Raw genomic sequence first — 16,388 nt, 5'->3', positions numbered from 1 at the left:
CTCGACGCCGTCGGTTCGGCATCCACCAGCACCGACGCGCTCCTGTCGCTGCGTCGCCGCGGCCGCCACGTGCAGATCGGCCTCCTCTCGGCCGACGAACTGCCGCGCCTGCCCCTCGACCGGGTGCACCGGCGATCAGTGCGTCAGAAGTTTGGAGAGGAAGTCCTTGGCCCGCGTGCTCTTCGGGTGGTCGAAGAACTCCTCGGGGGTCGTGTCTTCGACGATCTCGCCGTCGGCCATGAAGACCACGCGGTCGGCGGCCTTGCGAGCGAAGCCCATCTCGTGCGTGACCACGATCATGGTCATGCCCTCGGCGGCGAGCTGCGTCATGACGTCGAGCACCTCGGTGATCATCTCGGGGTCGAGCGCCGAGGTGGGCTCGTCGAAGAGCATGACCTTGGGCTTCATGGCGAGGGCGCGGGCGATGGCGACGCGCTGCTGCTGTCCGCCCGAAAGCTGCGCGGGGAGCTTCGCCGACTGCTGCTCGATGCCGACGCGCTCGAGCAAGACCTTGGCGGCCTTCTCGGCATCCGCCTTCTTCTGCCGGCGCACCTTCATGGGGCCGAGCGTCACGTTCTCGAGGATGGTCTTGTGGGCGAAGAGGTTGAAGGACTGGAACACCATGCCGACATCCGCCCGCAACGCTGCGAGCTTCTTGCCCTCGGAGGGGAGCTTGGTGCCGTCGATGCGGATCTCGCCCGAGGAGATGGTCTCGAGGCGGTTGATCGTGCGGCAGAGCGTGGACTTGCCCGACCCGGACGGGCCGATGACCACGACGACCTCGCCCTTGTTGACGGTCAGGTTGATGTTCTTCAGCGCGTGGAAGTCGCCGTAATGCTTTTCGACGTTCTCCACGACCACCAGCGGTTCACCGCGACCCGCCACGATCGGATTGCTCGTCGTTTCGTAGCGGCTGATCGGCGTCGATCCGGTGGAGGCGCTCGGGTTCGTCTCATCTGTGGGAGCCATGAGGCCACGCTAGATGACGCTGTGTTTCAGGCGCGTGTCAGAATCTGGTCGTTACCGATTCGTGACCCAAGCAGGGGGCCCTGAAACAGGGGTGATCCGCGGGATTCCGGGGCTTCAGGCGCTCCGCTCCCCCGCGGATGTCGCGACGAAACTTCTCGGTCGTCGGAGCGTCGTGTGTGCGTCGCGTGGGCGTTGCGCGTGCGTCGCGGCGCCCGGGCGGGTCAGGCGCGCTGGGCGAACGCGCTCTCGTAGAGACAGACGCTCGCTGCGGTGGCCAGGTTCATCGACTCGGCGGCGCCGTAGATGGGCACCGAGGCGACGCGGTCGACGAGGGTCAGCTGGTCGTCTTCGAGGCCGTGTGCCTCGTTGCCGAACACCCACGCTGTGGGGCCAGAGAGGTCGCCGTCGGCGCGCACGGCGAGCAGGCTCTCGCCCTTGACATCGGCCGCGATGGTCTTGAGTCCGGCCGCGTGCGCGCGCACGAGTGCCGCCTCGAGTTCGGCGCCCACGGCGATGGGCAGGTGGAAGAGCGATCCCGTGGTCGAACGCACGACCTTGGGGTTGTAGAGGTCCACCGTGCGACCGGTGAGGATGACGGCGTCGGCGCCCGCGGCATCCGCTGCCCGGATGATGGTGCCCAGGTTGCCCGGGTCGCGGACCTCTTCGAGAATGACGACGAGCTTCGGGTCGCCCGCGAAGATGTCCTTGATCGACGTGGGGAATTGATGCGCCACGGCGATGAAGCCCTGCGGCGTGACAGTGTCGGCCATCTGGTCGAGGACGTCTTCCGTGACGAATTCGACGTCGACTCCCGCGTCGACGGCCGTCTGGGCGACATCGGTGTAGCGCTCGAGCGCGGTGGGCGTGGCATAGAGCTCGACGAGCAGCTGGGGGCGGAAGGTCAGCGCCTCGGCGACGGCCTGCGGGCCCTCGAGCAGGAACAGGCCCGTCTCTTGCCGCGCGGCACGCTTGGCGAGCTTCGCGACGGAACGGACACGGGGAGATCTCGGATTATCCAGCACGCCTCGAGTCTACCGAGGGGGCGCAAGCGGGCGTGGGAGCGGCCTGTCGCCGGGTGGCTTGCCGTTAACGACGAGAGGGACGCTACCCTCTCGGGTGCGTCCCTCTCTGCAGAAGAAATGCCTAGGCGGCGGTCTTCGGGGCCGACGTGTCGGCGGGAAGGGCCTGCTTGGCGCTCTCGACCAGCGCGGCGAACGTGGCGGGCTCGTTCACGGCGAGCTCGGCCAGGATGCGGCGGTCGACCTGGATGCCGGCGAGGCCGAGACCCTGGATGAGGCGGTTGTAGGTGAGGCCGTTCTGACGCGACGCAGCGTTGATTCTCTGGATCCACAGGCGACGGAAGTCACCCTTCTTGGCGCGACGGTCGCGGTACGAGTAGACCAGGGAGTGCGTGACCTGCTCTTTGGCCTTGCGGTACAGACGCGAACGCTGTCCGCGGTAACCCGAGGCGCGCTCCAGGATGACGCGACGCTTCTTGTGGGCGTTGACGGCCCTCTTTACTCTTGCCATTTCTCTATCTTCCTAACGGGGTGTTCGGTTCTGGACGCGTGGCGTCTAGTGGCCGAGAAGCTTCTTGATGTTCTTGTGGTCAGCCTTGGAAACGATCTGATCCTGGTTCAGGCGGCGCGTGCGACGGCTCGACTTGAGCTCGAGGTTGTGGCGCATGCCCGACTGCTGCTTCTTGATCTTGCCGCTACCGGTGAGCTTGAAACGCTTCTTCGCACCCGAGTGCGTCTTCTGCTTAGGCATTGTTTTCCTCCTGCTTCGCTGCCTTGGTGGCAGCTCGTTGTGCGTTGGCTTCAGCCTTCGCTTCCGACTTGTTCTTCAACGGGCCAATAACCATGACCATGTTGCGTCCGTCGATGGTGGGGGTCGACTCGATGGTGCCGAACTCCGAAACATCTTCGGCAAACTTCTGAAGCAAGCGCACACCCTGGTCGGGACGGGACTGCTCGCGGCCACGGAAAAGGATCATTGCCTTCACCTTGTCGCCGGCCTGCAGGAAACCCTCGGCGCGCTTGCGCTTCGTTTCGTAATCGTGGGTGTCGATCTTGAGGCGGAAACGAACCTCTTTGAGGATCGTGTTGGCCTGGTTGCGCCGGGCCTCTTTGGCCTTCTGCGCAGCCTCGTACTTGAACTTGCCGTAGTCCATGATCTTCGCCACGGGGGGCTTGGAATTGGGGGCAACTTCAACCAGGTCGAGGTCAGCTTCTTGAGCCAGCCGAAGGGCGACCTCGATCTTGACAACGCCGACCTGCTCGCCGCCGGGACCCACGAGACGAACCTCGGGAACTCGGATGCGGTCATTTGTACGGGGATCGCTGATGCGTAACTCCTCTGATGAAAAACGAACGGCTACTGTGCCAGACACGTATCTGATTCAGGCGAGAGAGAAGTTGAACCGCATCGAAGGGCGATCGGATGATGCGACACCTCTGCCGATCATCGTTTACCCATCGAGCCACACCCTGACTACCGTGCCCGAGCGGATGAATGAACCTGACGATTCGTTCTTCTGCATCGGCCTCGGCGGAGCGTTACAACCCGGTAACCTAGTAAAGCGGTCAAGCGCGGGTGGGAAAATTTCCTCTTTCGTACCGAAGATGAACTTCGGAGCCGACAGAAGTCTAGCAGAGGATGAGTGTGGAGAACAGCAACGACGGCAACGTCGACCAGGGCCAGAGCTACCAGGGCCAGAGCTACCAGGGCCAGACCTACGAAGAGGCGAGCAACCAGGCCGTCCGGGACATCGCCGATGTGGGCGCCGTCGAGGTCATCACCACCACGGCCGTCCACCTCATGAGTGCCGCGGCCGTCAAGGTCGGCCTCGCCGACGACCCCGACACCCAGACCGACCTCGACGAGGCGCGCAAACTCATCAACGCCCTCGCCGGACTCATCACTGCCGGAGCGCCCGAGATCAGCGACATGCACGCACGTAGCCTGCGCGACGGCCTGCGGTCGCTGCAGCTGGCGTTCCGCGAAGCATCCGCGATTCCCGACGCCATCGGGCAGGGGCCGGGCGAGAAGTACACCGGGCCCGTCAACTAGTTCACAGCTCGAGCACGAACGGATGCCGGGGCCGCGCGCTCCGGCATCCGGCCGCCTGTGTCCGGCGAGCGTCCGTGTGCATCGGCCCATAGTGGCCGTTTGCGCCCGACCCGCATCGACCCGAGCGGTTGCAGCCTCAGGTCGGGTCGAGCATTCGTGCGCTTCGCGCGTCAGTGCTCGTCGAGCGGGGTCGACGAGAGCTTGACGGCGAGCGAGTCGACGCGCGTGGCGATGACATCGTCGGCGGCCCAGCGCTGGGCGAGACGCGCGAGCACGGCGTCGAGCTCGGGGCGCGTCAGGCCGGCCAGCAGTTCGAGCGTCACGACGACCTCGGGGCCAGCGAGCCTCGCGTCGGGGTCGCCCGCACGCAGATGCACATCGGTGACGGCGAGTTCGGATGAGACGCTGCGGCGGAACGACTCGAGCACCTCGGGGTCGGTGAAGCTCGGCATCCATTCGAGGGATTGGGCGATCGCCCAGACGGCCGGGCGGCGGATCGCGAACTCCGTGTCGCTGACGGGGTCGAGGACGACGAGGTCGGTGTGTTCGCTCGCCGCGGCCAGCGCCACTCGGACGCCGTCGGCCGGCACGGGGCGCGACGTGGGGTTCCAGCGGGACATCGCGGCGACCGACGAGAAGACCGGCATGACCGTGCGGCCGTCGGGGCCCTGGACCGTGACGATCGAGAGCTCCTGCGTCTTGTCGACCTTCAGCCCGGCCTCGGTTTTGCCCTCCTCCCCCGCGTGCGCCACGAGCGGAATCAGCAGGCGCGACGACCGGAAGGCGTCGACGACCTCGACCTCGGTGACCTCGCGCGCGCGATAGCGACGAAGCGCCTCGGCGAGATGCTCGGGGGCCGAGCCGTCGTCGGATGAGTGATCGTTCGGCTCGAAGCTGCGGCCCTTCCATGGCTGTCCGGCCGAGTCGGCGAGGTTGCCCGACGCGGCGGCCGCGTCACCATGGTGGTGCGACGCAGCGTGGGCGTCGTGAGGATCAGTCGGTTGCGACATCCAGCGCCTCTGCCAGCGTGAACGCGCCAGCATAGAGAGCCTTGCCGACGATCGCGCCCTCGAGGCCGAGCGGAACGAGGTCGCGCAGGGCCTGGATGTCGTCAAGGCTCGAGATGCCGCCCGACGCGATGACCGGACGGTTCGTGCGCTCCATGACCTGCGTGAGCAGCTCGACGTTGGGGCCCTGCAGCGTGCCGTCCTTCGTGACGTCGGTCAGAACGTAACGCGCGCAGCCGGCGTCTTCGAGTCGCTCGAGCACCGTCCACAGGTCGCCGCCGTCGCGGGTCCAACCGCGAGCCGCGAGCGTCGTGCCGCGCACGTCGAGGCCCACCGCGATGGCCTCGCCGTACTGGCCGATGACGTTGGCGGCCCACTCGGGGTTCTCGAGAGCGGCCGTGCCCAGGTTGATGCGCTTGGCGCCCGTGGCCAGCGCGGCTTCGAGGGATGCGTCATCCCGAATGCCACCCGACAGCTCAACGTTGACGCCGCGCACCTGCTTGATGACCTTGCGGATGATGGCCGCGTTGTTGCCGCGCCCGAAAGCTGCGTCGAGGTCGACGAGGTGAATCCACTCGGCGCCCTGGTTGGCCCAGTCGGCCGCGGCATCGACGGGATCGCCGTAATTCGTCTCGCTGCCGGCTTCACCCTGCGTCAGGCGGACGGCCTTACCGTCGGCGACATCGACGGCCGGAAGCAACACCAGATCGGGCGTCTCGTTGAACTCGCTCATTGTTTCCCTTGCTCGGAAGTGTCGGCGCGGCGTCTCGCGCACAAGCACCTGATACTAGTTGTCCTTCAGCCCGTCGATCCAATTGCGCAGCAGGCGGATGCCGGCCTCCCCCGACTTCTCGGGGTGGAACTGCGTGGCGCTCAGCGGGCCGTTCTCCACCGCCGCGACGAACCGCTCGCCGTGGTTCGCCCAGGTGACGGCGGGCTCGGGGAACGGGGGCTGCACCTCGAGGGTCCAGTCGCGCACGGCGTAGGAGTGGACGAAGTAGAAACGCTCGTCTTCGAGGCCCGCGAACAGGCGAGAGTGGGCGGGCGCCTCGATCGTGTTCCAGCCCATGTGCGGCAGGACGGGAGCGTCGAGTTTGGCGACATCCCCGGGCCATTCGCCGAGGCCCTCACGGTCGACGCCGTGCTCGAGGCCGCGGTCGAACATGACCTGCATGCCGACGCAGATGCCGAGCACCGGGCGGCCGCCCGCCAGGCGACGGTCGATGACCTCGCCACCGCGGGATGCCTCGAGGGAATCCATGACGGCGGCGAAAGCACCGACGCCCGGAACAAGGAGGCCATCGGCCTCGAGTGCGCGCTGACGATTGCCGGTCAACTCGACATCCGCCCCTGCTCGCTCGAGAGCCTTGACGGCGGAGTGCACGTTGCCGCTGCCGTAGTCGAGGACGACCACGCGCGGCTTGTCGGCGCTCACAGGACCCCCTTGGTGGAGGGGATGCCGGAGACGAGCGGGTCGAGAGCCTTGGCCTCGCGGAAGGCGCGCGCGAAGGCCTTGAACTCGGCCTCGGCGATGTGGTGCGGATCGCGCCCGCCGAGCACCGTGACGTGCACGGTGAGGCCCGCATTGAACGTGATGGCCTCGAAGACGTGGCGAACCATGGACCCCGTGAAGTGGCCGCCGATGAGGTGCAGCTCGAAACCGACGGGCTCCCCCGTGTGCACGAGGTAGGGGCGGCCCGAGATGTCGACGACGGCCTGCACGAGCGCCTCGTCGAGAGGCACGAGGGCGTCGCCGAAGCGCGAGATTCCCGCCTTGTCGCCCAGCGCCTCACGGATGGCGAGACCGAGCGCGATGCCGATGTCTTCGACCGTGTGGTGCACGTCGATGTGGGTGTCACCCGTTGCCGTGACCGTGAGATCGGTGAGCGAGTGCTTGGCGAAGGCCGTCAGCAGGTGGTCGTAGAACGGCACACTCGTGTTGATCGTCGACGCACCCGTGCCGTCGAGGTCGAGGTGCAGCTCGATCGAGGACTCGCTAGTGGTGCGGCTGATGCGGGCGGTGCGGTGTGTGTCGCTCATGCGTTCGAGTTTAGTGCGGCCACGGCGTCGAGGAAGGCGGTCGTCTCGGCCGTGGTGCCGGCCGACACGCGCAGAGAATTGGGGATGCCGACATCCCTGATCAGCACGCCCCGCTCAAGGAGTGCACGGAAGGTGGCCTGCGGGTCGTCGACGCCCCCGAAGAGGACGAAGTTGCTGCCCGTGCGGAACGGGTCGTAGCCGAGATCGCGCAGCCCGTCGACGATGCGGTCGCGCTGGCCGATGATCTCGTCGACCATGCGCAGCATCTCACCACTGTGGCGGAGCGCAGCGGTGGCAGCCGCCTGTGTGAGGGCCGACAGGTGGTAGGGCAACCGCACCAGGCGGAGGGCGTCGATGACCGCTGGGTCGGCCGCGAGATATCCGACGCGCACACCGGCGAAGGCGAAAGCCTTGCTCATCGTGCGGGAGATGAGGAGTCGCGGACGGCCGGGGAGAAGGGAGAGCGCGCTCTCCTCCCCCGTCGTGGAGAATTCCGCGTAGGCCTCGTCGACGACGACGATGCCCGTGCTCGCCGCGTAGACGGCTTCGATGGTCTCGAGCGAGAGCGGAGTGCCCGTCGGGTTATTGGGCGAGCAGAGGAAGACGATGTCGGGCTGTTCGCGCTCGATGGCAGCAACCGCGGTCTCGGGGGTGAGCTCGTAGCGATCGTCACGCTCGGCCGCGATCCAGCGCGTGCCGGTGCCCGACGCGAGGATCGAGTACATGGAATAGGTGGGCACGTAGCCCATCAGCGAACGGCCGGGGCCACCGAACGCCTGCAGGATGTGCTGCAAGACCTCGTTCGACCCATTCGCCGCCCAGAGATTCTCGGGCGTGAGGTCGTATCCGAGGTAGCCGGCAAGCGAGGTGCGCAGCTCGGTGAACTCGCGATCGGGGTAGCGGTTGACGCCCAGGATGGCGGCGGCGAGCGAGGCGACGATATCGGTCGCCACACCCTCGGGAATCGGATGGGTGTTCTCGTTGACGTTGAGCGCTACGGGCACCGCGAGTTGAGGGGCGCCGTAAGGGGTCTTGCCGCGCAGGTCGTCGCGGACGGGCAGATCGTCGAGAGAAGTCACCCCACTATTTTAGGTGCCGCTGCCGACGTGTTACCGCGTCTAGCTGTACTGCGTGGGGATGGCGATGCGCTGGCCGGGGACGACGCTCGCCGTCTCGAGACCATTGAGGCGCATGATGTCGGCGATCACGTCACGCGGATCGGCCGTGGGGGCCACGGTTTCGGCCAGGTGCCAGAGCGTCTCGCCCGACGCGATGGTCTCGTAATCGAACGAGGTGTGGCTGGACGAAGAGTTCGCGACAGCCCCTCCCGCGTTCATGCCGACCGCGACGGCGCCGATGACGAGGGGCACGGCGACCAGCGTGCCGAGCACGAGTCGGCCGCGGCGGGTGATCTTGAGGCGCGGGGAGGTGGACTGCGCCGACGTCGTTGCGACGCGCGGCGATACCTGGGCACCGAATTCGGTGATGCCGAAGGCGGTGGGGCGCTGAGCGGTTGCGGTGTACATGGTGTCCTCCTGGGGTCACGGGGTCGTGTCCGTTGACGAGAGCGTTCCCGACCCTCGGCCGGGAGGGCCGGGAACGAATCTCTGTTCCGAATATATCTTCGAATGTTCGAACATTCAACCTTTGATTCGAACTTTTAGGTTTCGAATTCGGCGACACACTCGAACAGATGTTTGTTCAGCCGCCCTGATGTGGATACAGTTTCGACTGATGGTTGTTACTCAACCAGGGACCACTGACATTGGTGCGACAGGAGCGAGATGACCCTCAACAAGCCGAGTGCCGACCCCGGCGAGAAGGGCGGAACGCGCCGCCGCAAGAGCCTCAGCGAGAAGCAGATCGCCATTCTCGAGGTCATCCAACGATCGGTCAGCCAGCGGGGCTATCCGCCGAGCATGCGCGAGATCGGGGATGCCGTCGGCCTGGCGTCGCTGTCGAGCGTGACCCACCAGCTCAACCAGCTCGAACTCAGCGGATACTTGCGTCGCGACCCGAACCGCCCTCGTGCGCTCGAGATCCTCATCGACCTGCCCACATCGTCGCCCTCGGTCGATTTCGAGAACGCGACACCCGTCGGCGACGCCGCCATGGTGCCCCTCGTCGGTCGCATCGCGGCCGGCGTTCCGATCACGGCCGACCAGCAGGTCGAAGAGGTCTTCCCGCTCCCCCGTCAGCTCGTCGGCAAAGGCGATCTGTTCATGCTGAAGGTGCAGGGCGAGTCCATGATCGACGCCGCCATCTGTGATGGCGACTGGGTAGTCGTGCGTCAGCAGCAGACTGCCGAGAACGGCGACATCGTCGCGGCGATGCTCGACGGCGAGGCCACGGTGAAGGTGTTCCGCCAGCGCGACGGCCACACCTGGCTGCTCCCCCGCAACTCGAACTTCGAGCCGATCCTGGGCGACCAGGCCGATGTTCTGGGCAAGATCGTCGCAGTGTTGCGGGCCGTCTAGGCCTCACCCCGCAGCGCACGACTAAGGCCCCCTCGATCATTCGAGGGGGCCTTCGTGTGTCCTGCGGTGCGTTCTACTCCGCGGCCGTCTGCTGACGTGCCACGGTGAATTCGCCGAGCTGCGCTGCCAGTTCTTCCGAAACGTGGGCATGCACGCGCGTGCCCTCTTCTTCGTAACGGGTGTCGAGCACCTGGCCGCGTTCGTGCAACGCCGCGACGAGCTCGCCGCGATCGTAGGGCAGCACGACTTCGAGGTCGACGGCCGGCCGCGGCAGCAGGTCGGAGATGCGCGAGAGGATCTCTTCGATGCCCTCGCCCGTTCGCGCCGAGGCGAAGATCGCGTTCGGTTCGATGCCTCGCAGAACGAGCCTGTCGTCCTCGGAGATCAGATCGCTCTTGTTGAAGACGATCAACTCAGTGATGTCTCGCGCACCCACTTCGCCGATGACATCCCGAACCGTGGCGATCTGGCTGCCGGGGTCCGGGTGCGACGCATCGACGACGTGGACGATGACATCCGAATCGGCGACTTCTTCGAGGGTGGAACGGAACGCCTCGACCAGCTGGTGGGGCAGGTTGCGCACGAAACCGACGGTGTCGGCCAACGTGTACAAGCGGCCGTCTTCGGTTTCGGCGCGGCGCACGGTGGAATCCAACGTGGCGAACAGGGCGTTCTCGACCAGCACACCGGCGCGCGTAATCCGGTTGAGCAGGCTCGACTTGCCCGCGTTCGTGTAGCCGGCGATGGCGACCGACGGCACAGCATTGCGGCGCCGATTGGCGCGTTTCGCCTCACGAGCCGGCTTCATGGCGATGATCTGCTTGCGCAGCTTCGACATGCGGGTGTGGATGCGGCGACGGTCGAGTTCGATCTTCGTCTCACCCGGACCGCGCGAGCCCATACCGGCACCTGCGCCACCGACCTGACCACCGGCCTGGCGGCTCATCGAGTCACCCCAACCGCGCAGTCGCGGCAGAAGGTATTCGAGCTGCGCGAGCTCGACCTGGGCCTTGCCCTCGCGGCTCTTGGCGTGCTGGCTGAAGATGTCGAGGATCACGGCCGTGCGGTCGATCACCTTGACCTTCACCACGTCTTCGAGCGCGCGTCGCTGGCTGGGTGCGAGCTCGGTGTCGGCGATCACCGTATCGGCGCCGAGCGCCTGCACGATGCCGCGCAGTTCTTCGGCCTTACCGCTGCCGAGGTAGGTGCTCGGGTCAGGGTGCGGGCGTCGCTGCAGCAGGCCGTCGAGGACGAGCGCGCCCGCCGTCTCGGCCAGCGCCGCGAGTTCGCGCATGGAGTTTTCGGCGTCGCTCAGCGTGCCCTGTGAGTAGACACCGATGAGAACAACGTTCTCGAGTCGCAGCTGTCGGTATTCGACTTCGGTAACGTCTTCGAGCTCGGTCGACAGGCCGGCCACGCGGCGAAGCGCCTGCCGGTCGGAGCGGTCGAACTGGTCGCCGTCGTGGTTGTCGCCATTCGGGTCTGAGTAGCGAGCCGTGGACTCGTCTTGCAGAGCTGCCGCACGGTTTGCGCCGAAGAGCGTGAAGCCCGCCGATGTGCTGGCGGCACTGTTGAGGACCCGCGCTACGACGTCATCGTTGCGCGCCTCGTCTTCGGGGAGCGTGCGGGGTTCATTCATCCGGTTAACCTTACTTCCTCTTCCTCTTGTAGGTTGCCTGTATGTCTAGCGATCACTACTTCACCGGGGTTCCGGAGAGCGAGCTGAAACTCCGACCGTTGTCGGTGAAGCTCGCGGGGCGGGACCTCGATCTGGTCACGGCGTCAGGCATTTTCAGTCCCGATCGTCTCGATCAGGGAACCCAGGTTCTGCTGGGCAACACTCCCGAGCCGCCGCCGGGTGGCGACTTCCTCGATCTCGGATGTGGGTGGGGGCCGATTTCTCTGACCCTGGCGTTGTCGAGCCCGCATGCGCGGGTCTGGGCCGTCGACGTCAACGAGCGCGCTCTCGATCTGGTGCGTCGGAATGCCGAGAGGGCCGGTGTTACTAACATCAACGCTGTTCTGCCCTCAGATGTTCCTGACGACGTGCATTTTCGGACGATTTGGTCGAATCCGCCCATCCGGGTCGGCAAGAACGAATTGCACGGCATGCTCGAGAAGTGGCTGCCGCGGCTCGAGCCGTCGTCGGATGCCTGGCTCGTCGTGCAGCGCAACCTCGGTTCCGACAGCCTGCACCGCTGGCTCTCGGACACGCTGCCGAGCGATTTCCACGTAACCCGCACCGCCACCGGCAAGGGGTACCGCGTGTTGCGCGCCCGCCGCTCGGGTGCTCAGTTGATCTCGAGCGACCCGGAGTAGACCAGTTCGGCGGGGCCCGACAGCGAAACGTGTTCGCCGTCCTGCGTCGGGAACATGCGCACCCCGAGGGTGCCGCCGGGAACGTCGACGCGCCAGTGGTTCGGAGCCGCTTGGCCCGCCCAGTGACGCGTGGCCAGAGCCGCCGCAGCGACGCCCGTGCCGCACGAGAGGGTCTCGCCGCTGCCGCGCTCGTGCACGCGCATACGGATGCGGGCGACCCCGTCGCTCACGAGCGGTTCGGCCGGGACCACGAACTCGACGTTTGCGCCGGCGAGCTGTTCGGGTTCGAGGTGCGGGATGTAGCTCAGGTCGGCCTGGTCGAGTTCGCTGTCGTCGGCGAGGGCCACCACGACGTGCGGATTGCCGACGTCGATTCCGAGGCCGGGGCGCGCGACCTTGAGGTTCTTCGCGCGCACGAGGGGCTCGTTGCCGTCGAGGCGCCACCGGCCGAGGTCGACCTGGAAACCGTTGTTCGATGCCTGAACGTCTCGCACCCCGGCGCGCGTGCCGATGGCGATCGTGCTGCCGGGCTCGATCGTGGCGAGACCCTGTTCGATGAGGTACTTCACATAGACGCGGATGCCGTTGCCACACATCTCTGCGATCGAACCGTCGGCGTTGCGGTAGTCCATGAACCATTCGGCATCGGGATCTTCGGCCAACGCTGCAGCCCCCGCGTCGATACGCGCGGACCGGACGGCACGGATGACGCCGTCGGCACCCACACCGAAATGACGGTCGCAGATGGCCGCGATCTGCGCGGGTGTGAGTTCGCGCTCACCATCGGGGTCGGAGTACAGGACGAAATCGTTACCCGTACCGTGGCCTTTGGTGAAGTGCAGCGTCGACATGGGACCAGTTTATGGTGAACCGAGCGCCTGCCCGGGCCCAGGACGCCTAGACGGCCGGACGGGTCGTGATGAGCCGGACGGCCTCGTCGACGAGGTTCGGGTCGTCATAGTCCAGCCAGTGCGCGTGCGGGTAGCGTTTGAACCAGCTGACCTGCCGCCGGGCGTAGCGGCGGGTGAGCGCCGCTGTCTGGGCCCGTGCCTCGTCGGCGGTGAGTTCGCCCGAGAGCTGTGCGAGCGCTTGGGCGTAGCCGATGGCCCGGCTGGCGGTCACGCCCTGCTCGATGCCGGCGTGCCGCAGGGCGTCTGCTTCGGCGACGAGGCCATCGGCCCACATGCGATCGACACGGCGGTCGAGGCGGGCGACGAGTTCCTCCCGCGGCGCACGGAGGCCGAGGATGACGGTGGGATGCCAGGGGGTCGGTTTGTCGGGGAGCGCGGCGCTCGGGGCATCCCCCGTCATTTCGGCCACCTCGAGGGCGCGCACGATGCGGCGACCGTTGTGAGGGCCGACCCGTTCGGCGGTGACCGGGTCGATGTCGATGAGGCGCCGGTGCAACATGCCGGGGCCGACGGCGTCGAGTTCGGCTTCAAGTCGCTGCCGGATGGCCGGGTCGGTGCCCGGGAAGGTGAACTCGTAGATCACGCTGGAGACGTAGAGCCCCGAGCCGCCGACGAGCACGGGGGTCTTGCCGCGCGCGAGGATATCTCGGATGGCTTCTCGTGCGGCGGGCTGGTAGCGGGCGACCGTCGCTTCTTCGGTGACGTCGAGCACGTCGAGGAGGTGATGCGGGATGCCGCGGCGTTCGTCGGGCCGCAGCTTCGCGGTGCCGATGTCCATGCCGCGGTAGAGCTGCATCGAGTCGGCGTTGACGATTTCGACGTCATCGGGTGTGCCCGTGAGGCGCTCGGCGATGGCCAGTGAGAGGTCGCTCTTTCCGGTGCCGGTCGGCCCGACGACGACGACGAGCGGCGCGTCGCCGGGGGTGAAGCCGTTCGTCACCGCTGGGCGTCGTCGGGGTGGTAGATGGGCATGGTGCCGACGCCGGGGCTGGTGAGTGGCTCGCGCGAGCCGACGCGGAGGGTGGGCAACCCCAGGGAGACCGCTCCCCCGGTGGCCGATGAGGATGTTCCCGCGCCCCCGCTTGCGGGCGCCGGCACGCCGCAGCTGTCGGCTTGGGCGCGATCCCACGCGTCGCCCGCGCGGGTGCGCCGGACGACGAGGGGCGCACCGTCGAGGGAGTCGGCGATGAGGTGGAACGGAGCGGCTTGCGTCACGGTCACTGTGACGACGTCTCCCGGACGCGGGATGTCGGACCCGTCGGGCAGGTCGAAGTGCACGAGGCGGGAGTCTTCGGCGCGGCCGCTCATGCGCAGCGTCTCGGAGTCTTTCTTGCCCTCGCCTGTCGCGACGAGCACGTTGACCTGACGGCCGATGACGCCGCGGTTCTCTTCGAGGGAGATGCGGTCTTGCAGGGCAAGGAGTCGCTCGTAGCGCTCTTGCACGATCGCCTTGGGAATCTGGTCGGGCAGGGTCGCCGCAGGTGTGCCGGGGCGCACCGAGTATTGGAACGTGAATGCGGTTGCGAACCGAGCGGCCTCGACGACGCGCAGCGTTTCGGCGAAGTCTTCTTCGGTCTCTCCGGGGAACCCGACGATGATGTCGGTGGAGATCGCGGCGTGCGGCATCTTCTCGCGAACGCGGTCGAGGATTCCGAGGAACTTGCTCGACCGGTAGGACCGGCGCATGGCTTTGAGGATGCGATCGGAACCCGATTGCAGGGGCATGTGCAGCTGCGGCATGACGTTGGGCGTTTCGGCCATGGCGTCAATGACGTCGTCGGTGAACGCCGCGGGGTGGGGGCTCGTGAATCGAACCCGCTCGAGCCCCTCGATCTGGCCGGCCGCGCGCAGAAGCTTGCCGAAGGCCTGGCGGTCGCCGAACTCGACGCCGTAGCTGTTGACGTTCTGGCCGAGCAGGGTGACCTCTATGGCCCCGTCGTCGACGAGGGCCTGCACTTCGGCGAGGATGTCGCCCGGGCGGCGGTCTTTCTCCTTGCCGCGCAGCGACGGCACGATGCAGAACGTGCAGGTGTTGTTGCATCCGACCGAGATGGACACCCAGCCGCTGTAGCTGGAGTCGCGTTTGGTGGGCAGCGTGGACGGGAACGTTTCGAGCGATTCGAGGATTTCGATCTGTGCTTCGTCGTTGTGGCGCGCGCGCTCGAGCAGGTTGGGAAGCGCGCCCATGTTGTGTGTGCCGAAGACGACGTCGACCCAGGGGGCCTTCTCAAGGATCGTGTTCTTGTCTTTTTGCGCCAGGCAGCCGCCGACCGCGATTTGCATGCCCTCGTGGCGCTTCTTCACGGAGGCCAGGTGCCCGAGGTTGCCATAGAGCTTATTGTCGGCGTTCTCGCGAACGGCGCACGTGTTGATGACGACGATGTCGGCCTCGACGCCGTCGGCTTTGACGTATCCCGCGGCCTCGAGCGAACCACTCAGGCGCTCGGAGTCGTGCACGTTCATCTGACACCCGAACGTGCGCACCTCATAGGTGCGCGCACTGCCGTCGGACTTGTGGGCCGCGACGGAGGGGCTGATGTGGCGTGGTGCTTCAAGCAGGTCACTCATGATGTGACTAGCTTACGGACTAGCGAAAGCGAACGCTGGATCGGCGCCCGCGGATGATCTCACCGACGACCGTGCGCACGACCCCACCGGGATATCCCCGCCGCGCGAGGAAGCCCACCAGGCGGCGCTCCATCGTGGCGTCATCGAGCGATGTCATCTGCGACGCGCGCTTTTCGGCAACCGCGCGCGCGGCGCTGAGTTCGTCATCCGAGCCGATGTCTTCGAGTACTTCGTCGATCACCTCGGCGGGGATCTTGCGCGTGCTCATGAGTCGCGCGACGACCTGACGGCTCTGGCTCTTGCGTTCGTAATGCGAGTAACGCAGCTGCTCGGCCAGCGCGCGATCGTCGACATAGCCGAGCTCACGCAGGCGCTCGAGCATCTCGTTTGCCTGGTGCGCCGTGAGGTCGAGCGCCAGGCACTCGGCGAGGATCTCGGCCTCGCTGAGCCCCCGACGCCGCAGCTTCTTGAGGATCGCATTCTCGACGTCTTCGATAGAAGGCGGAAGTTCGTCGACCATGTCGTCATCGATCACCGATGACTCGGCGCCGCCGCGCTTGCGGGCAAGACTCGCAACGGGAGCTCTCCGCTCTGGCTCGCTCTCGAAGTTCTCTGACTCGCTACCCCCGGCCGAAGAACCCTCGTTCAGGGAACCCTGGGCCGCATGCTCGTTGCCGAGAGCGCGGGAGGGCCGGGTGGAGCTCGGTGCTGACAGCGTCGCTTCAGGCGCCAGGGGCGCCGCATCGTGAAGCGTGGAGGAACGGCGCGAGCCCGACAGCGATACCGCGGCCACCGTCTCGGTGCCGGGCTCGCCGGCGCCGTCGATGTCACCCGGCTCGCCGTCAGCGACGGGGTCGAGGGCAGAACCGGCGGGATGGTTTCCCCGAGCCCGACCGTGTTCTTCACCTCGTTTAGCCTTCCGCGAGGCCGAGAAGGAGATCACCGGGGCCAGTTCGTGCTGGCCCGCATCGCTGTCGTCAGCTGATCCTGCTGTGAATCTGACCACCATGGTGACCTCCTTCTCG

19 protein-coding genes and 1 pseudogene are annotated in these 16,388 nt (G+C 66.7%); 4 read left to right on the top strand and 16 right to left on the bottom strand.

Annotated elements, in window-relative coordinates; genetic code table 11:
- A pseudogene (locus tag ALI44B_RS16325) lies at positions 1 to 126 on the top strand (alcohol dehydrogenase); the annotation flags it as partial.
- A 9-nt stretch (positions 127 to 135) separates the two neighbouring features.
- On the opposite strand, the gene ALI44B_RS00590 reads toward ALI44B_RS16325, so the two are convergent.
- The 5 genes from ALI44B_RS00590 to infC all read right to left on the bottom strand — a co-directional run bounded on the left by ALI44B_RS00590 (position 136) and on the right by infC (position 3,361).
- Entirely contained in the window at positions 136 to 969 is an 834-nt protein-coding gene (locus ALI44B_RS00590) for an amino acid ABC transporter ATP-binding protein (RefSeq protein WP_079728439.1), read from the bottom strand.
- Positions 970 to 1,190: 221 nt separating this feature from the next.
- Positions 1,191 to 1,991 carry a TrmH family RNA methyltransferase gene (locus tag ALI44B_RS00585; protein WP_077052857.1) on the bottom strand — a complete coding sequence of 267 codons (801 nt, stop codon included), beginning with the start codon at positions 1,989 to 1,991 and terminating at the stop codon, positions 1,191 to 1,193.
- A 121-nt stretch (positions 1,992 to 2,112) separates the two neighbouring features.
- Entirely contained in the window at positions 2,113 to 2,499 is a 387-nt protein-coding gene (gene rplT, locus ALI44B_RS00580) for a 50S ribosomal protein L20 (protein WP_077052856.1), read from the bottom strand.
- Between the two features lie 45 nt (positions 2,500 to 2,544).
- On the bottom strand, positions 2,545 to 2,739 hold the full coding sequence (gene rpmI, locus ALI44B_RS00575) for a 50S ribosomal protein L35 (protein ID WP_077052855.1): 195 nt from the start codon (positions 2,737 to 2,739) through the stop codon (positions 2,545 to 2,547).
- Complete coding sequence (infC, locus tag ALI44B_RS00570; protein WP_077052854.1) at positions 2,732 to 3,361, bottom strand: translation initiation factor IF-3; 630 nt, start codon at positions 3,359 to 3,361, stop codon at positions 2,732 to 2,734. The genes rpmI and infC overlap by 8 nt, the downstream gene beginning before the upstream one ends.
- A 266-nt stretch (positions 3,362 to 3,627) precedes the next feature.
- Between infC and ALI44B_RS00565 the strand changes: the two genes are divergently transcribed.
- Positions 3,628 to 4,041 carry a DUF1844 domain-containing protein gene (locus ALI44B_RS00565; protein ID WP_143458858.1) on the top strand — a complete coding sequence of 138 codons (414 nt, stop codon included), beginning with the start codon at positions 3,628 to 3,630 and terminating at the stop codon, positions 4,039 to 4,041.
- 170 nt (positions 4,042 to 4,211) lie between these two features.
- On the opposite strand, the gene ALI44B_RS00560 is transcribed toward ALI44B_RS00565, so the two are convergent.
- From ALI44B_RS00560 to ALI44B_RS00535, 6 genes are read right to left on the bottom strand one after another with little or no spacing between them, the layout of a single operon-like run.
- The gene (locus tag ALI44B_RS00560) at positions 4,212 to 5,051 is read right to left on the bottom strand and encodes an SseB family protein (RefSeq protein ID WP_077052853.1); all 840 of its coding nucleotides are present in this window, start codon (positions 5,049 to 5,051) and stop codon (positions 4,212 to 4,214) included.
- Positions 5,035 to 5,781 (bottom strand): bifunctional 1-(5-phosphoribosyl)-5-((5-phosphoribosylamino)methylideneamino)imidazole-4-carboxamide isomerase/phosphoribosylanthranilate isomerase PriA, encoded by a 747-nt coding sequence (gene priA / locus ALI44B_RS00555; RefSeq protein WP_077052852.1) that lies wholly within the window; start codon positions 5,779 to 5,781, stop codon positions 5,035 to 5,037. The genes ALI44B_RS00560 and priA overlap by 17 nt, the downstream gene beginning before the upstream one ends.
- A gap of 54 nt (positions 5,782 to 5,835) precedes the next feature.
- Positions 5,836 to 6,483 (bottom strand): imidazole glycerol phosphate synthase subunit HisH, encoded by a 648-nt coding sequence (hisH, locus tag ALI44B_RS00550; protein WP_077052851.1) that lies wholly within the window; start codon positions 6,481 to 6,483, stop codon positions 5,836 to 5,838.
- Positions 6,480 to 7,088 carry an imidazoleglycerol-phosphate dehydratase HisB gene (gene hisB, locus ALI44B_RS00545; protein ID WP_077052850.1) on the bottom strand — a complete coding sequence of 203 codons (609 nt, stop codon included), beginning with the start codon at positions 7,086 to 7,088 and terminating at the stop codon, positions 6,480 to 6,482. The genes hisH and hisB overlap by 4 nt, the downstream gene beginning before the upstream one ends.
- Positions 7,085 to 8,167 carry a histidinol-phosphate transaminase gene (locus ALI44B_RS00540; protein ID WP_077052849.1) on the bottom strand — a complete coding sequence of 361 codons (1,083 nt, stop codon included), beginning with the start codon at positions 8,165 to 8,167 and terminating at the stop codon, positions 7,085 to 7,087. The genes hisB and ALI44B_RS00540 overlap by 4 nt, the downstream gene beginning before the upstream one ends.
- Positions 8,168 to 8,206: 39 nt before the next feature.
- The gene (locus ALI44B_RS00535) at positions 8,207 to 8,614 is read right to left on the bottom strand and encodes a LysM peptidoglycan-binding domain-containing protein (protein ID WP_077052848.1); all 408 of its coding nucleotides are present in this window, start codon (positions 8,612 to 8,614) and stop codon (positions 8,207 to 8,209) included.
- Between the two features lie 258 nt (positions 8,615 to 8,872).
- Between ALI44B_RS00535 and lexA the strand changes: the two genes are divergently transcribed.
- The gene (gene lexA, locus ALI44B_RS00530) at positions 8,873 to 9,565 is read left to right on the top strand and encodes a transcriptional repressor LexA (protein WP_077052847.1); all 693 of its coding nucleotides are present in this window, start codon (positions 8,873 to 8,875) and stop codon (positions 9,563 to 9,565) included.
- 73 nt (positions 9,566 to 9,638) lie between these two features.
- Here the strand turns inward: lexA and hflX are convergent, their stop codons facing one another.
- Positions 9,639 to 11,204 carry a GTPase HflX gene (gene hflX / locus ALI44B_RS00525; protein ID WP_077052846.1) on the bottom strand — a complete coding sequence of 522 codons (1,566 nt, stop codon included), beginning with the start codon at positions 11,202 to 11,204 and terminating at the stop codon, positions 9,639 to 9,641.
- 41 nt (positions 11,205 to 11,245) lie between these two features.
- Between hflX and ALI44B_RS00520 the strand changes: the two genes are divergently transcribed.
- Positions 11,246 to 11,884, top strand: a complete 639-nt coding sequence (locus ALI44B_RS00520) for a class I SAM-dependent methyltransferase (RefSeq protein WP_077052845.1) — start codon at positions 11,246 to 11,248, stop codon at positions 11,882 to 11,884.
- Here ALI44B_RS00520 and dapF read toward each other — a convergent pair.
- From dapF to ALI44B_RS00500, 4 genes are read right to left on the bottom strand one after another with little or no spacing between them, the layout of a single operon-like run.
- Positions 11,857 to 12,735 (bottom strand): diaminopimelate epimerase, encoded by an 879-nt coding sequence (gene dapF, locus ALI44B_RS00515; RefSeq protein ID WP_077052844.1) that lies wholly within the window; start codon positions 12,733 to 12,735, stop codon positions 11,857 to 11,859. The genes ALI44B_RS00520 and dapF overlap by 28 nt on opposite strands.
- A gap of 46 nt (positions 12,736 to 12,781) precedes the next feature.
- Positions 12,782 to 13,735, bottom strand: coding sequence for a tRNA (adenosine(37)-N6)-dimethylallyltransferase MiaA (gene miaA, locus ALI44B_RS00510; RefSeq protein WP_077052843.1), 954 nt, complete (start codon positions 13,733 to 13,735; stop codon positions 12,782 to 12,784).
- Positions 13,732 to 15,363, bottom strand: a complete 1,632-nt coding sequence (gene miaB, locus ALI44B_RS00505; RefSeq protein WP_077052842.1) for a tRNA (N6-isopentenyl adenosine(37)-C2)-methylthiotransferase MiaB — start codon at positions 15,361 to 15,363, stop codon at positions 13,732 to 13,734. Before miaB ends, miaA begins: the two co-directional genes overlap by 4 nt.
- Positions 15,364 to 15,382: 19 nt before the next feature.
- Entirely contained in the window at positions 15,383 to 16,372 is a 990-nt protein-coding gene (locus ALI44B_RS00500; protein ID WP_077052841.1) for a regulatory protein RecX, read from the bottom strand.
- Between the last annotated feature and the right edge of the window lie 16 nt (positions 16,373 to 16,388).

Origin of the sequence: Leifsonia sp. ALI-44-B, assembly GCF_001984125.1 — a bacterium.
GTDB lineage: Bacteria > Actinomycetota > Actinomycetes > Actinomycetales > Microbacteriaceae > Okibacterium.
This window is presented reverse-complemented; position numbering and strand designations above follow the sequence as displayed.

Excerpts from the sequence above, each read along its gene's own strand:
- ALI44B_RS00590 (WP_079728439.1), bottom strand. The coding sequence starts at position 969 with ATGGCTCCCACAGATGAGACGAACCCGAGCGCCTCCACCGGATCGACG.
- rplT (WP_077052856.1), bottom strand. The coding sequence starts at position 2,499 with ATGGCAAGAGTAAAGAGGGCCGTCAACGCCCACAAGAAGCGTCGCGTC.
- rpmI (WP_077052855.1), bottom strand. The coding sequence starts at position 2,739 with ATGCCTAAGCAGAAGACGCACTCGGGTGCGAAGAAGCGTTTCAAGCTC.
- ALI44B_RS00565 (WP_143458858.1), top strand. The coding sequence starts at position 3,628 with ATGAGTGTGGAGAACAGCAACGACGGCAACGTCGACCAGGGCCAGAGC.
- ALI44B_RS00560 (WP_077052853.1), bottom strand. The coding sequence starts at position 5,051 with ATGTCGCAACCGACTGATCCTCACGACGCCCACGCTGCGTCGCACCAC.
- priA (WP_077052852.1), bottom strand. The coding sequence starts at position 5,781 with ATGAGCGAGTTCAACGAGACGCCCGATCTGGTGTTGCTTCCGGCCGTC.
- hisB (WP_077052850.1), bottom strand. The coding sequence starts at position 7,088 with ATGAGCGACACACACCGCACCGCCCGCATCAGCCGCACCACTAGCGAG.
- ALI44B_RS00535 (WP_077052848.1), bottom strand. The coding sequence starts at position 8,614 with ATGTACACCGCAACCGCTCAGCGCCCCACCGCCTTCGGCATCACCGAA.
- lexA (WP_077052847.1), top strand. The coding sequence starts at position 8,873 with ATGACCCTCAACAAGCCGAGTGCCGACCCCGGCGAGAAGGGCGGAACG.
- hflX (WP_077052846.1), bottom strand. The coding sequence starts at position 11,204 with ATGAATGAACCCCGCACGCTCCCCGAAGACGAGGCGCGCAACGATGAC.
- ALI44B_RS00520 (WP_077052845.1), top strand. The coding sequence starts at position 11,246 with ATGTCTAGCGATCACTACTTCACCGGGGTTCCGGAGAGCGAGCTGAAA.
- dapF (WP_077052844.1), bottom strand. The coding sequence starts at position 12,735 with ATGTCGACGCTGCACTTCACCAAAGGCCACGGTACGGGTAACGATTTC.
- miaB (WP_077052842.1), bottom strand. The coding sequence starts at position 15,363 with ATGAGTGACCTGCTTGAAGCACCACGCCACATCAGCCCCTCCGTCGCG.
- ALI44B_RS00500 (WP_077052841.1), bottom strand. The coding sequence starts at position 16,372 with ATGGTGGTCAGATTCACAGCAGGATCAGCTGACGACAGCGATGCGGGC.